This is a genomic window from Streptococcus infantis (genome assembly GCF_047463275.1).
In the GTDB taxonomy this organism is placed as follows: Bacteria; Bacillota; Bacilli; order Lactobacillales; family Streptococcaceae; genus Streptococcus; species Streptococcus infantis_AF.
The window spans coordinates 25,143-38,633 of record NZ_JASHEE010000008.1; the positions used below are offsets into that span (position 1 = coordinate 25,143).

The window sequence follows — 13,491 nt, forward strand, 5'->3', positions numbered from 1 at the left end:
TATACTGACGAGAGGGCAAATAATTAAATAACTTTACTTTTAGAGTGAAATTTGATAAAATAGACTTATGTCATAAAACCTAACATATAAGGAGAAAATGAATCATGAAACTCAAAAAACGACTGATTGGAGCGGGGTTGACGCTTGCCGCGGCGGTCTTATTGACAGCGTGTGGGAAGTCAGCATCAGATGCTAAAACCTACTCGTCAACATTTGGTGCCGACCCGACAACCTTCAACTACCTGTTGGATTACTCTGGTGACAATACCGCTGTTGTAACCAACTTGGTAGATGGTTTGCTTGAAAATGACAATTATGGGAATCTCATTCCTGCTCTTGCAGAAGATTGGAGTGTTTCAAAGGATGGCTTGACTTACACTTATAAACTTCGTCAAGATGCTAAATGGTTCACTGCTGACGGGGAAGAGTACGCCCCAATTAAAGCACAAGATTTCGTCACAGGTATCAAGTATGCAGCTGATAACAAGAGTCAAGCTCTCGATTTGATTCAGAACTCAATTAAGGGATTAAATGATTATGTGACAGGAGTAAACACTGACTTTTCAAATGTTGGTGTGAAAGCTATAGATGATTACACTGTCCAATATAGTTTGACACGTCCAGAGCCATTTTGGAACTCTAAAACAACCAATAGTATCCTCTTTCCAGTCAATGAAGAGTTCTTAGCTTCTAAAGGTAAAGAGTTTGGAGAATTAAAACCAGATGGTATTCTCTATAGTGGTCCTTATTTGTTAAAAGAATTCACATCAAAATCATCACTTGAGTACATGAAGAACCCTCATTACTACGATCAAGAAAAAGTGACAATTGAAAGAGTTAAGTTGGCTTATGTGGATGGTTCTGACCAAGATATGACGATTCGTAACTTTGAAAGTGGTGCTTATTCATCTGCAGGAGTCTATCCAAATAGTTCAAACTTTGCTAAGACAAAGGAGAAATACAAGGATAATATCGTCTATAGCTTGCAGGATGCGACTTCTTGGTACTATAATTTTAACGTTAATCGCCAAACATACAATCATACAGCTAAGACTAGCGATGAGCAAAAACAAGCTACCCAAGCTGCGATTTTGAATAAAAACTTCCGTCAAGCTATCAACTTTGCCATTGACCGTACAGCCTACTCGGCTCAGTCTAACGGAGAAGAAGCAGCTAAAAACACTCTTCGTAACACACTTGTGCCACCAACTTTCGTGCAAGTAGGTGACAAGACTTTTGGTGAGACAGTTTCATCTAAGTTGGTAAACTACGGTACGCAGTGGTCAAATATGAATCTTGAAGACGCTCAAGACGGCTACTTCAATAAAGAAAAAGCTCAAGCTCAGTTTGCAGAGGCTAAAAAAGAACTAGAAGCACAAGGTGTGACATTCCCGATTCATTTGGACTTGCCGGTGGATCAGGTGAATAAAACCCTGCTTCCTAAGATCAATTCGATTAAACAGTCGGTCGAATCAACTCTTGGAGCTGAAAATGTAGTGATTGATGTCGTTCAAATTTCAACAGAAGACTATGCCAATGCGACATTCCAAGCGCCAACTATAGCTGATCATGACTATGATTTGAACTTGGATGGTTGGTCTGCAGACTACCAAGATCCATCAACTTACCTCAATCCTTTCAACGCTGAGGATGGATTCTATCTCAAGATTTTAGGACTTGATCCAAGCAAGGATACTGATAAGATTACAAATATCGGATTGGACCAATATACTCAAAAATTGAAAGCGGCAGATGCAGAAAATACAGACGTAGCCAAACGTTATGAAAATTATGCAGACGCACAAGCTTGGCTGATTGATAGTTCGCTATTGCTCCCTGTAAATTCAAACGGTGGTGGAGCTTCAGTAACACGTGTGACACCATTTACACGAGCTTACTCACTTGTCGGAATCAAAGGGACTGGTAGCAACTATAAGTATATGAAATTGCAAACAGAAGTGGTAACAACTGCTCAATTTGACGAAGCTAAAGCCAAATGGGAACAAGAACGTAAAAATTCAGTTGAAAAGAATCAAAAAGAATTCGAAAGTCACGTTAAATAATAAAAAATGGAGCTTGTTAAGAGCTCTGTTTTTGTTGTGTTTTGGAAACACAAAACATAGAAAAAAGATGATAGTAAATATACATTAACTAAAAATATTTTTAAAAACAAGCGCTTCCATGACGGATGGAGATAGCCTTTAAAGTTACTTTATGATATAATTAAATTAAAATGTTTTGAAGAGGTATTCCATGAAAGGTAGACGCATAAAAAAAAGTAAAACTGATAAATTTCAGCAGAGTTTAAACATAGGTTTGTTGCTAATCTATGCTGTTCTTGCTTCTTGTTTATTATTTTTGATTTTTAGATATCAGATTTTAGCGGTCAGTTATTTTAATATCATCTTGTCAGTCGTCTTAGTGCTCATAGCATTATTATCCCTCTTGTTGGTAGTCAAGCGAAAAGCTAAGGTTCTTACCCTGATAATTCTGTTGGTCTCAGTCTTATTTAGTTCGGTAGCATTAGTAGCTGTCAATCGATTTGTAGGGCTCGCCAATCAGTTCAATGCAACTTCAAATTATTCAAGCTACTCTATGAGTGTGGCAGTACTTGCAGATAGTGAGATCGATAATGTTTCTCAACTTTCTAGTGTATCAGCTCCAACAGGAACAGATGCTGAGAATATCAAAAAATTGATAGATGACATTAAAACAACTCAAAATAAGGAATTGACAGTTGAGGAAGCTTCTTCTTACCTAGCGGCCTATAAGAGTTTGTTAGACGGAGAAACCAAAGCAATTGTCTTAAATGGCGTTTTTGAAAATCTGATTGAGCAGGAATATCCTGACCACGCTAAGAAGATCAAGAAAATCTATACCAAGGACTTGACTAAGAAAGTGGAAGCGCCTAAGGCAGCTACAGGAAATTCTTTTAATGTTTATATCAGCGGTATTGACACCTATGGTCCAATCAGTTCTGTTTCGCGTTCAGATGTCAATATCATCATGACAGTGAATCAAGATACTAAGAAGATTCTCTTGACGACAACTCCTCGAGATGCCTATGTCCCTATTGCAGATGGTGGAAACAACCAAAACGATAAGTTGACGCATGCGGGTATCTATGGCGTAGATGCTTCTATCCATACCTTAGAAAATCTTTATGGTATCGACTTGAACTATTATGCTCGACTTAATTTCACCTCTTTCTTGAAACTGATTGACCTTCTTGGAGGTGTTGATGTCTATAATGACCAAGAATTCACATCGCGTCATGGGAAATACCACTTCCCAGTCGGCAATGTCCATCTGGATTCTGAACAAGCTTTGGGATTTGTGCGTGAACGTTATTCGCTTGCGGATGGTGATGGGGATCGCGGTCGCAACCAACAAAAAGTCATTGCGGCTATTATCCAGAAATTGACTTCAGCAGAATCTCTAAAAAACTATGACAGTATTATTCAGAGCTTGCAGGATTCAATTCAGACCAATATGCCTCCAGAAACAATGGTAAGTCTTGTCAATACTCAGTTGGCAAGTGGAGGGAAATATACAGTAACCAATCAAGATTTAAAAGGGACTGGTCGTATGGGCCTTCCGTCTTACGCTATGCCGGATAGCAATCTTTACATGTTAGAAATCGACCCAACAAGCTTGGAAACTGTTAAAACGGCCATTAAAGATACCATGGAAGGAAAATAAGATGATTGATATTCATTCACATATTGTTTTCGATGTTGACGATGGACCTAAAAATAAAGCTGAGAGCAAGGCTCTCCTTGAGGAAGCTTATGCGCAAGGTGTTCGAACCATTGTTTCGACCTCTCATCGTAGAAAAGGGATGTTTGAAACGCCAGAAGACAAAATTGCAGCTAATTTTAGCGAAGTTAAACAGTTGGCTCAAGAAATTGCGCCAGATTTGAATATAGTTTACGGGGCTGAAATTTATTTTTCCAGTGATGTTTTAGAAAAACTTGAACAGGGAATTATACCAAAACTCAATGGAAGTCGTTATGCTTTGATTGAGTTTAGCATGAATACACCCTACAGAGATATTCATAACGCTTTGACCAAAGTTCTAATGTTAGGGATTACACCTGTGGTTGCTCATATTGAGCGCTACCACACCTTGGAAAACGATGAGAAAAAAGTAAGAGAGCTCATTAATATGGGATGCTATATGCAGATTAATAGTTCGAGTGTATTAAAACCACGACTGTTTGGTGACAGCTACAAGTTTATGAAAAAGCGTGCTAGATACTTCTTGGACAAGGACCTAGTACATGTAGTGGCTAGCGATATGCACAATTTAGATAATCGCCCGCCGTATATGAGAGAAGCTTATGAACTCATCGCTAAAAAATACGGAGCAGAAAAAGCTCATGAACTGTTTGAAACAAACCCATTAAACATTATAAATGACCAACTTATTTAGGAGAAATGATGAAAGAACAAGAAAAATTTGAAATTGATGTATTTCAATTGGTAAAAGTGCTTTGGAAACGAAAATTCCTCATCGTCTTAACTGCAATAATAGCAGGTCTAGCAGCGTTTGCCTATAGCTCGTTTGTGATAAAACCTCAGTACACCAGTACTACCCGCATCTACGTTGTCAATCGTAACCAAGCAGATAAGCCTGGCTTGACCAACCAAGATTTGCAGGCGGGTGCTTACTTGGTAAAAGACTACCGTGAAATCATCCTCTCTCAGGATGTTCTTGAAAAAGTAGTTGCCGACCAAAAATTACCTATGGATGCAAAAACTCTTGGAAGAAAAGTTTCAGTAACAGTTCCGGCAGACACTCGTATTGTATCTATCTCGGTTCGAGATGGCAATCCTGAGGAAGCAAGTCGTATTGCCAATGCACTCAGAGAAGTAGCCGCTCAGAAAATTATTTCTGTAACACGGGTGTCAGATGTAACCACACTTGAGGAAGCAAGACCAGCAACATCACCATCTTCACCAAATATTCGTCGTAATACAATGATGGCTACTATAGCAGGTGTGGGATTCGTTACGATTATCGTGCTTTTAGTTGAATTGTTGGATGATCGAGTGAAACGTCCAGAAGATATCGAAGAAGTGATGCACCTCTCGCTTTTAGGTGTTATTCCAAATCTTGAGAAATTAAAGTAAAGAGGGAAATATGGCAAAGTTAGAATTATCAGAACAACGATTAAACTCTATAAAAAAAGCTGAGGAGTATTATAACGCACTACGGACTAACATCCAGTTGAGTGGAGATGGTCTAAAAGTAATTGCACTTTCTTCGGTTAGACCTGGAGAAGGGAAATCTACCACTTCAACCAATATAGCTTGGGCTTTCGCGCGTGCAGGCTACAAGACGCTCCTTATCGATGCCGACATTCGTAATTCAGTCATGTCAGGTGTCTTTAAGTCTCGAGAAAAAATTACAGGTTTGACAGACTACTTGTCAGGAACCAAAGATCTATCTCATGGTTTGTGTGAAACAAACGTAGAAAACTTGTTTGTCATTCAATCAGGAGCCGTTTCGCCAAACCCAACTGCTCTTCTTCAAAGTGAAAAATTTGAAGCAATGATTGAGACCTTGCGCAAATACTTTGACTATATCATTGTAGATACAGCTCCTATCGGAATTGTCATTGATGCAGCGATTATCGTACAAAAATGTGATGCCTCTATCCTGGTGACTGAAGCTTCTGCAACAAAACGGAGAGAAGTTCAAAAAGCTAAAGACCAGCTAGAGCAAACAGGAACACCATTCTTAGGAGTTATTCTGAATAAATTTAATATTCAACTTGAAAAATATGGTACTTACGGTACATATGGCGGATACGGGAATTACGGTGCCTACGGTAAAAAATAAGTTTAGGGAGGAAGTATGGAAGGAAGGGGTTTCTACAACGTAACTTTAGCGTTTTTACAGAGTATACTGGTCAGTATATTAGCTTATATACTAATCTCTGTATCTGAAACAGAAATTGTTGCAAAAACGGTTTTTGTTCTGTATTTTCTTCATTTTGCAGCTTTTTATATCAGTGGCTACGGTAAGGATTTTTTTAAACGCAGTCAATCCGTCGAATTGATAGAGATAATAAAATACATCATCTTTTTCGCATTGCTGATTAGTTTTTCTAGTTTTTTCCTGAAAGACCAATTTGTTATTTCAAGGCGTGGTATGATTTACTTCCTATCTTTGTACGGAGTGTTTAATTATTTCCTGAGTTTTGTTATCAAAAAATATTGGGTCCATTTTAACCATAATTTAAAGGGGAGCCGTAAAATCATTTTGATCACTGCGACATCCCGAATTGAGAAGGTTATCGACCGTTTGTTAAATGCAACTGATGTCGGTGGGAAACTTGTTGCTGTGAGTGTACTAGATAAACCAGATTTTAAACACAATAAAGTAACGGTTATTCCTCGAGAAAACCTCATTAATTATGCAACTCATGAAGTTGTAGACGAAGTTTTTGTGAACCTGCCTAGTGAGGATTATGATATCGGTAGCATCATTTCGCAATTTGAAACGATGGGGATTGATGTTACAGTTAATCTAAATGCTTTTGATAAAAATTTAGGTCGCAACAAACAAATTCATGAGATGGCTGGTTTGAATGTAGTAACTTTTTCTACAAACTTATATAAACCAAGCCACATAGTCGCCAAACGAATTATTGATATTTTAGGGGCAATTGTTGGGTTAATCATCTGTGGACTAGTAAGTATAGTCCTTGTTCCAATGATTCGAAAAGATGGTGGACCAGCAATTTTTTCTCAAACCCGAATAGGAAAAAATGGTCGTCATTTCACTTTTTATAAATTCCGTTCTATGAGGGTAGATGCGGAAGAAATCAAGGAGCAATTGATGGACCAAAATACCATGCAAGGTGGTATGTTTAAGATGGACAATGACCCTCGCGTTACCAAAATTGGACACTTTATTCGAAAGACAAGTTTGGATGAACTGCCCCAATTTTGGAATGTGTTGATTGGTGATATGAGCCTAGTAGGAACTCGACCTCCAACAGTGGACGAATACGAAAAATACACACCTGAACAAAAACGTCGTTTGAGTTTCAAACCAGGAATTACTGGCTTGTGGCAAATTAGTGGTCGTAGTGAAATTACCAACTTTGATGATGTTGTCAAACTAGATGTGGCCTATATCGATGATTGGACAATTTGGAAAGACTTCGAAATTTTATTAAAAACAATAAAAGTAGTTGTGATGAGAGATGGAGCAAAGTGATTCAATGAATAAAGTGAGAGAGATTCAATTAGGAGAGTTAACTCTTTTAGAAAGTTATATCGATCTTTGTAAAAAACATGATTTGCGTTATTACGCCTTGGGTGGGACGTTACTCGGCGCTATTCGTCATAAGGGTTTTATCCCATGGGATGACGATATGGATCTAGGGATGCCTAGGAAAGATTACGAAAAATTCTTGTCAATCTGTGAGCAAGAGCTTCCTGAAAGTGTTATTTTAAGACTTCACGATGATAATCTAGGCAATACTTCGATTATGGATACTTCAATCCAAATTCAATTTGGCAATGAATGGTGTAGTCCTTTTATTGATATCTTTCCCTTAGATGGTTACCCAGAAGACGGAATCCATTACTGGTTGCATACGAATAAAATAAAATTGTATCGTGCCTTGTCTAAAATTTCTGTCATCGATCGCATACATGAGAGAGATAGAGGTTCGTTAGAAAATGCGATTGTGAAAGTTTCGAAAGCCTTAAAATTAAATAAACTCTTAAACACTTCAAAAATTAACAAAAAATTACAAAGTATCATTAAACAATATGATTACGAGACTAGTAGCATGGTCGGAAATGTCTTAGGTTCCTACCGCGAACGAGAACTCGCAAGAAAAGAAGTGTTCGGGGAACCGCAATTACTAGAGTTTGAAAACTTAAAAATTAGTTGTCATGCAAATCCCGATGAATATTTGACAAAAATATACGGTGATTACATGCAATTACCCAAAGAAGCTGAGCGTAAGGGTCATTTTGAGTCTACGTGGGGAGATTAAATTGAATAGTTTTGATTTAATGGGGGTCAGAATTGACCCCTTAACAATGGACGAAACTGTCCAAGCTGTTGAAAAATTTGTTCTTGAGCAACGTCCACTCCATCTAATGGGAGTGAACGCGGACAAAATCAATCAATGCCAAACAGATGAATCTATTAAAAAGATTGTTAACGATTCTGAAATCATTAATGCGGATGGGGCTTCAGTTGTTCTTGCTTCCCGTTTTTTGGGTTATCAAGTTCCTGAGAGAGTCGCTGGGATTGATTTGATGCAGGAATTGCTTCGCTTGGCCAATGAAAAAGGCTACTCTGTCTACTTTTTCGGCGCAAAAGAGGAAGTCTTGAACGATATGCTGACCATCTTTAAAAAGGATTATCCGAATCTCCGAGTAGAGGGTCATCGCAATGGCTATTTCTCTGCAGAAGAGGAGGAGGCTATTCAAGAGGATATTCGTGAGAAAAATCCTGACTTTGTCTTTGTTGGCATTACCTCTCCTAAAAAGGAGTACTTGATCCAGAAGTTTATGGACAATGGAGTAAACTCGGTCTTTATGGGAGTTGGAGGTAGTTTTGACGTTTTATCTGGCCATATTAAACGAGCTCCTTTATGGATGCAACATGCGCATCTTGAGTGGCTGTTCCGAGTGGCAAATGAACCTAGACGCCTCTTTAAACGTTATTTTGTAGGGAATGCCACTTTTATTAAGCGAGTTTTAGATGAAAAACGAAAATCGAAAAAATAGTATTTTACATATTTCGCGTACCATGGATATAGGTGGTGCGGAGCGTATTGTTTACCAGTTGAGCTCAGATTTGAAAGATGAGTTTGACAGTGTTCATGTCGCATCTACGGGTGGTCTTTGGGAGAGCAAACTGGCTGCTCAAGGGATTCAACATCATAAAATTTTAGATATCGATAGTAAAAATCCCGTGACGGTATTAAAGCTACTCTTTAGTATTCACCAGATTATCAAACAAAAAGGGATAACAATAGTCCACACTCATCATCGGATGGCTGCTTTTTATATCCGTTTATTAAAACTTGTTCATCCAAAATTGATACACGTTTATACAGCCCACAATGTCTTTAAAGATAAACTGCCTCTATATGGATTTGCTTTAAAAAATGCTAAAAGTGTAGCAGTGGGAGAAGCTGTAAATAAAAACTTAAAAGAAGACGTAGGCATTGCTGATAGCCGGGTTATTTATAATGGAGTCATTTTAAAAGAAACGGATGACCAGGTCGATGAGATTATAAGTTATGATGGGATTAAACTTGGCTGTATTGCCAGGTTATCTGAGCAAAAAGGCTTGACTTATCTCCTTGATGCCATGTCTTTATTGACTGTTAAGGATATTCGATTGTTTATCGTTGGTGATGGTGAGCTTCGAGAAGAGTTGGAAAACAAGGTTAAAGAGCTAGACCTTCAAGATTCGGTAATTTTTTTAGGATATCGCAAGGACATTGCTGAATGTATCAATAGTTTTGATTTTTGTGTTTTACCTTCAGTATTTGAAGGATTTGGTTTAGTTGCCATTGAGGCATTTATGAATAGTAAAACCATAGTTGCGACTGATATACCGGGATTAAACGAAGTTGTAACAAATAAAAATGGGGTTTTAGTCCCAGCAAAAGACCCTGCTGCTCTAGCATCTGCTATTGATAAATTAGCTACAGATGCAACACTAAGACAGGAACTTTCTAGCCAAGCAAAAAAAGACTATGAAAACAGATTTAGTTATCCTATGTTTTTGGAAAACTATCGAGCATTGTATAGAGAAATACAGGGAGAATCAAAATGAAAAAAGTCATGTTGGTTTTTGGGACACGTCCAGAAGCAATAAAAATGTGTCCGTTAGTAAATGAGTTGAAGGAAAATGATTCAATCAAGACTATTGTCTGTGTAACTGGACAACATAAGGAAATGCTGGAGCAAGTTTTAGATGTCTTTAAGGTCGTTCCAGATTATGATTTGGGGATTATGAAGGCCAATCAAACTCTCTTTACAATTACGACTAGTATTCTAGATAAGATTCAAGCTGTGCTTGAACAAGAAAATCCTGATATTGTTCTGGTACATGGGGATACCAGCACAACATTTGCCACAGCTTTGGCTGCCTTTTACATGGGAATAAAAGTTGGGCACGTGGAAGCAGGGTTGCGAACTTATAATCTCCAGAGCCCTTTTCCTGAGGAGTTTAACCGTCAAACAACTTCTATTATTGCGGATTATCATTTTGCACCAACAGAAATGGCCAAGGAGAATCTTCTGAAAGAAGGAAGAAAAAATATCTTTGTGACTGGGAATACTGTCATTGATGCTCTGAAAACAACTGTTCAAGAAGACTATGACCATCCAATTTTAGAATGGGCTAAGGGTAGTAAATTGATTATGTTGACAGCTCACAGACGTGAAAATCTTGGGCAACCAATGGAAAATATGTTTAATGCTGTTAATCGTATTTTAAATGAATTTGAAGATGTAAAAGTTGTTTACCCAATTCATAAAAACCCTAAGGTTCGTGAGTTGGCAAGTAAAGTCTTTGGGGATAATGAACGCATGAAAATCATTGAACCTTTAGAAGTTATTGATTTCCATAATTTCATGAACCAAAGCTACATGATTTTGACAGATTCTGGTGGAGTTCAAGAAGAAGCGCCATCCTTAGGGAAACCAGTTTTAGTCATGCGTGATACCACAGAACGTCCTGAAGGGATTGCGGCAGGAACTTTGAAATTGGTAGGAACAGAAGAAGAAAATATTTATACGAATTTCAAGCTTCTTTTAGAAAATGAAGAAGAATATAATAAGATGAGCAAAGCTAGTAATCCTTATGGAGATGGTAAAGCGTGTAAACGAGTTGTTGATATCATTTTGGAAGGATTATCATAATGGATAAGGTTTCTATTGTTGTTCCAGTATACAATGTCGAAGACTGCCTGAGCTATTGTGTAGAAAGTCTACGACAACAGACCTATAAAAATATAGAAATCATACTGGTAGACGATGGTTCTACAGATCATTCTGGAGAAATTTGTGACCAGTATGCTCAGGAAGATGAGCGCATTAGAGTTCTTCATATTGAAAATGGGGGGCAATCTCGTGCTAGAAATATTGGAGTCCAAGCATCATCTTCTGATTGGATTATGTTTTTAGATTCTGATGATTATTACGATTTGAAAGCTGTCGAGTATTTAGTTGCTTTGAGAGATAAATACGCAGTTGATTTAGTCGTAACATCAATTGTTGAAGTACGAACTTATCAAACAGAATTGAATACTGACGACATTTCTCTCGAAAATAGTGAGAAATTAGATCGTTATACAGGCCTTGTTCGGATGTTTTACGGAAATAGTGTTGGAACACATCCAGGTGGTAAACTCTATAAGAAAGAGATTTTACTTCAGTATCCTTATCCAGAGGGAATGATATACGAAGATTTGGCAATGGCTTATGAGCATATTCATTACTGTCCTGAAATTGCGGTTGGGTATAGAAGTGTTTATAAATACTACCGACGCATGGGAAGTACTGTTAACTCGAAGTACAGTGAACGTCTCTTGAATTTTTACAAAGCCATGGAATGGAATAGAAGCTATGTCGAACGAGACTATCCTAATGATAAGGAAATGAGAAGAGCTTTAAATGTCCGCTACGTCTTTAATGGTCTACATGTTGTCCATGCTATGCTCAGTTCAGGTATGTATTCGGATGTTAATAAAATCAGAAAAGAATACACTAGATACTTTAACGATATTATTCCTAATCCAAATATAACAGGGAAAAATAAAGTGAAATATTTGTTATTGTTGCTATCACCAAGATTATATAAGAAAATTAGAGGAAAGATTGGTTAGAAACTTATGAAAGTCTTAAAAAACTATGCGTATAATCTTTCCTATCAACTTCTAGTGATCATTCTTCCTATTATAACGACACCTTATGTAACCAGGGTGTTTAGTTCAGCTGATTTAGGAACTTATGGTTATTTCAATTCAATTGTAACCTACTTTATTTTATTGGCGACATTGGGCGTGGCCAATTATGGTACAAAAGAAATTTCAGGCCATCGTAAAGATATCCGAAAAAACTTTTGGGGCATATACACCTTGCAGTTTGGTGCGACCATTCTGTCGATATGCTTATACATTCTCTTATGTCTGTCCTTGTCATTTATGCAAAATCCCGTCGCATATATTTTGGGCTTGAGTCTGGTATCTAAAGGGATGGATATCTCCTGGTTATTTCAAGGGTTAGAGGATTTTCGTAAGATAACAGTTAGGAATATTACTGTTAAACTGGTCGGTGTCATTTCAATCTTCTTATTTGTAAAATCAGCAAATGATTTATATCTTTATGTGTTTTTGCTAACAATATTTGAATTATTGGGGCAGTTTAGTATGTGGTGGCCAGCTAGAGAATTTATCGGGAAGCCACATTTTGATTGGTCCTATGCTAAACAACACTTGAAACCAGTTATTCTCTTGTTTTTGCCGCAAATAGCTATTTCGCTATATGTTACTTTGGATCGTACTATGCTAGGGGCATTAGCCTCAACTAAAGACGTCGGAATTTATGACCAAGCCTTAAAATTGGTTAATATTTTACTTACACTAGTGACCTCGTTAGGAAGCGTAATGCTTCCTCGTGTTGCCAATCTCCTATCAACTGGAGATCACAAGGCTGTAAACAAAATGCATCAGATGTCTTTCTTAATATACAATTTAGTCATTTTTCCTATAATAGCAGGAATGTTAATTGTTAATGATGATTTCGTGCAATTTTTCTTAGGGCAGGATTTCCAAGATGCTAAATATGCGATAGCAATTATGATTTTTAGAATGTTCTTTATTGGCTGGACAAATATTATGGGTATTCAAATCTTGATTCCACATAATAAAAATAAAGAATTTATGATTTCGACAACTATTCCAGCTATTGTGAGTGTCGGTTTAAATTTATTATTACTACCTAAATTAGGTTATATCGGAGCAGCCATTGTTTCTGTATTAACAGAAGCCTTAGTATGGGCTATTCAACTGTATTTTACAAGAAACTATTTAAAGGAAGTGCCTATTCTAGCTTCGACAGTTAAAATTATAGGAGCATCAGCTCTTATGTACGGTGCACTATTCGTTGTAAAAACTACAGTGAATTTTACGCCTGTTATAAATGTTATGGTATTTGCTACAATAGGAGCGATACTTTACGTTTTTCAAATACTATTCTTAAAGGTAATTAGTCCAAAAGAGTTGAAACAGCAGTTATTGAAATAAGTGAAATTGAAAGGAATAAATAGAAATTTCAGTAGCTTATAGTCTTATTGTAAAATAAACTCTTTTATAGATTAAATTCGCTTTGGTTGATTAAATAGTTAGGAAAGGGAGGATAGAAGAGTATAAGTGAACTAGAAGATTAAAGAAATATTTTTTCTCATTCAATTCCATATTTCTTTTTCTTATCATT

The 13,491-nt window shown here is 37.2% G+C and carries 12 protein-coding genes; all 12 read left to right on the plus strand.

The window, feature by feature from the left end:
* Positions 1 to 104 precede the first annotated feature (104 nt).
* Complete coding sequence (locus tag QM923_RS09365; RefSeq protein WP_414291667.1) at positions 105 to 2,063, plus strand: peptide ABC transporter substrate-binding protein; 1,959 nt, start codon at positions 105 to 107, stop codon at positions 2,061 to 2,063.
* Between the two features lie 190 nt (positions 2,064 to 2,253).
* On the plus strand, positions 2,254 to 3,702 hold the full coding sequence (gene cpsA / locus QM923_RS09370; RefSeq protein WP_414291668.1) for an LCP family glycopolymer transferase CpsA: 1,449 nt from the start codon (positions 2,254 to 2,256) through the stop codon (positions 3,700 to 3,702).
* A 1-nt stretch (position 3,703) separates the two neighbouring features.
* On the plus strand, positions 3,704 to 4,435 hold the full coding sequence (gene cps4B / locus QM923_RS09375) for a capsular polysaccharide biosynthesis protein Cps4B (RefSeq protein ID WP_414291669.1): 732 nt from the start codon (positions 3,704 to 3,706) through the stop codon (positions 4,433 to 4,435).
* Between the two features lie 8 nt (positions 4,436 to 4,443).
* Positions 4,444 to 5,136 carry a capsular polysaccharide biosynthesis protein gene (locus QM923_RS09380; RefSeq protein WP_414291670.1) on the plus strand — a complete coding sequence of 231 codons (693 nt, stop codon included), beginning with the start codon at positions 4,444 to 4,446 and terminating at the stop codon, positions 5,134 to 5,136.
* Between the two features lie 10 nt (positions 5,137 to 5,146).
* Positions 5,147 to 5,848: a tyrosine-protein kinase gene (locus QM923_RS09385; RefSeq protein ID WP_414291671.1), complete on the plus strand. Its 702-nt coding sequence runs from the start codon at positions 5,147 to 5,149 to the stop codon at positions 5,846 to 5,848.
* Positions 5,849 to 5,863: 15 nt separating this feature from the next.
* Complete coding sequence (locus QM923_RS09390) at positions 5,864 to 7,234, plus strand: sugar transferase (RefSeq protein ID WP_414291672.1); 1,371 nt, start codon at positions 5,864 to 5,866, stop codon at positions 7,232 to 7,234.
* Positions 7,235 to 7,238: 4 nt separating this feature from the next.
* Positions 7,239 to 8,024: a LicD family protein gene (locus QM923_RS09395; RefSeq protein WP_414291673.1), complete on the plus strand. Its 786-nt coding sequence runs from the start codon at positions 7,239 to 7,241 to the stop codon at positions 8,022 to 8,024.
* Positions 8,025 to 8,043: 19 nt separating this feature from the next.
* Positions 8,044 to 8,766: a WecB/TagA/CpsF family glycosyltransferase gene (locus QM923_RS09400; protein WP_414291687.1), complete on the plus strand. Its 723-nt coding sequence runs from the start codon at positions 8,044 to 8,046 to the stop codon at positions 8,764 to 8,766.
* Positions 8,741 to 9,826, plus strand: coding sequence for a glycosyltransferase family 4 protein (locus QM923_RS09405; protein WP_414291674.1), 1,086 nt, complete (start codon positions 8,741 to 8,743; stop codon positions 9,824 to 9,826). The genes QM923_RS09400 and QM923_RS09405 overlap by 26 nt, the downstream gene beginning before the upstream one ends.
* Positions 9,823 to 10,917: a non-hydrolyzing UDP-N-acetylglucosamine 2-epimerase gene (wecB, locus tag QM923_RS09410; protein ID WP_414291675.1), complete on the plus strand. Its 1,095-nt coding sequence runs from the start codon at positions 9,823 to 9,825 to the stop codon at positions 10,915 to 10,917. The genes QM923_RS09405 and wecB overlap by 4 nt, the downstream gene beginning before the upstream one ends.
* Positions 10,917 to 11,882 carry a glycosyltransferase family 2 protein gene (locus QM923_RS09415; RefSeq protein ID WP_414291676.1) on the plus strand — a complete coding sequence of 322 codons (966 nt, stop codon included), beginning with the start codon at positions 10,917 to 10,919 and terminating at the stop codon, positions 11,880 to 11,882. Before wecB ends, QM923_RS09415 begins: the two co-directional genes overlap by 1 nt.
* Positions 11,883 to 11,888: 6 nt before the next feature.
* Complete coding sequence (locus tag QM923_RS09420) at positions 11,889 to 13,301, plus strand: flippase (protein ID WP_414291677.1); 1,413 nt, start codon at positions 11,889 to 11,891, stop codon at positions 13,299 to 13,301.
* Positions 13,302 to 13,491: the final 190 nt, after the last annotated feature.